General features: G+C 71.4%; 1 protein-coding gene. It reads right to left on the reverse strand.

What is annotated here, in order from left to right:
• A partial coding sequence (locus RTM68_RS05345) for an aldehyde dehydrogenase family protein (RefSeq protein ID WP_312169048.1) occupies positions 1–1,680 on the reverse strand: 1,680 nt, incomplete at both ends.

Here is a 1,680-nt window from a genome sequence, read left to right on the forward strand (position 1 = left end):
GGCGGCTTCGGCAGGATCGTCCGGCGACTGCCGCGCCCCGAGGGGCGCAGCGAGCCGCCGATCCAGCGCGGGAACGGACGGAACGGCGCGCGCAGCACCGAACGCTCCACGCGGTCGAGCAGCAGGGCGTTGTGGACGACGCCGATCCCGCTGCCGACGTCATCGATCGTGTTGCCCGGGAAGGCACCCCAGGTCAGCGTGGGCGTGATGAAGGCGAAGGCGGTCCAGCCGTTGATGGCGATCGAACCGTAGCGCAGGGCCGCGATCGCCCTCTCGAAGCCGTTGCCCAGCGACCTCTCGGTGGCCGGATCGATCAGCAGGTTGGCGCCGAGGGTGCCCTGCAGGCGCTCGTTCGCATATGAGACGGCCCCGTCGAGGAACTCCTGTCCGTGACCGGGCAGCGAGACGACTCCCAGCACCGGTGCGAAGTACTCGGTGTTCTGCAGCGCGGTGGCGTCGTCGTCCGCCTCGATCTCGACCAGCATCCGGTCGCCCAGCACGAGCGCATCCGGGTAGTCGTGCGCCGCGCGATCCATGCGGGACGACGACCCCGGATACCAGGTGGGGCGCTCGGGGGCGTTCGCGTACGCCCGGCGCAGCGCGGCCCGGAAAGCGTCGGCCTGCGCCCAGTCCGACGACAGGATGACGACCTGGCCGGCGATGCAGTTGTGTCCGCTGTTCTGCAGGCGCATGGTCGCGACGTGCTCTGCCTGATAGGTGAGATCGGCGTCGGTCCAGTCGCCCGGCACCACGATGATGGGCGAGACTCCGCCGAGCTCGGCGGTGATGGGCTTCTTCAGCTGCGGGCGGTTCTCGCGGCGCCGCCGGGTGCCGGCCGATCCCGTGCCCCACACGATCGCGTCGAACGTCGAGGCGGAGCCGGTGATGTGCACGTGCGCGAGGTCGGGATGGGCGGTCAGATACGCGCCGACGGCGGCCCCGCCGCGCACGATGCGCAGCAGTCCGAGGGCGATGAGCGGCGCGAACGCGCGCTTGTATACGGGCACCAGCGAGTCCTGGGTCGGATTGACCTTGAGCAGAGCGGTGCGGTTGTGCGCCAGCAGCTCGTAGAGCACGTCGAGCACCGGGATGGAGGTGACGTTGCCCGCGCCGAGCACGAGTCCGACCCCTCCTGAGTCGCCGGGGGTGCGCTGCGCGAGTCCTGCGGCGGCTCGCGCGGCGTTCGGCGTGACTCCGGGCTCGAGCCAGACCTCGCCCGTGAAGCCCGAGAGCAGGAACCGGTCGATCCCGGTGAGAGGGAAGGAATGTACGCGCGTGCGCCCACCCGGAGCGCGGTCGAGTCGGATGCCGTCGAGCGGGTTGGTGCCCGACGACAGGCGCGACAGCGTCTCGATGTAGGCGTCGAGCGCGCCGAGCACGCTGTACGGGCCACTCAGCCATTCCTCGCCGCGCAGCGGATGACGGGAATCGAGACCCTTGGAGGATGCCGCGGTCGTGGCCCAGTCCTCCGCGACGGCTGCGGTGCTGGTGCGCACACCGCGCAGCAGCGTGACGCGCTGGGCGAGAGACAGGGCGGCCCAGGTGCGCGAGCCGATCTGCAGCTCGCCGATCGCGGCGTCGAGCCGTGCGCGCTCCCCGTCGCCGAGTTCCGCGGGATCGCTCGCGGGCTTCCGGGGCGCGGGCTTCTTCGCGGCGGGCTTCGAGGCGGCGGCTTTCGTC

The organism is Microbacterium sp., from assembly GCF_031988965.1.
Lineage (GTDB): Bacteria > Actinomycetota > Actinomycetes > Actinomycetales > Microbacteriaceae > Microbacterium.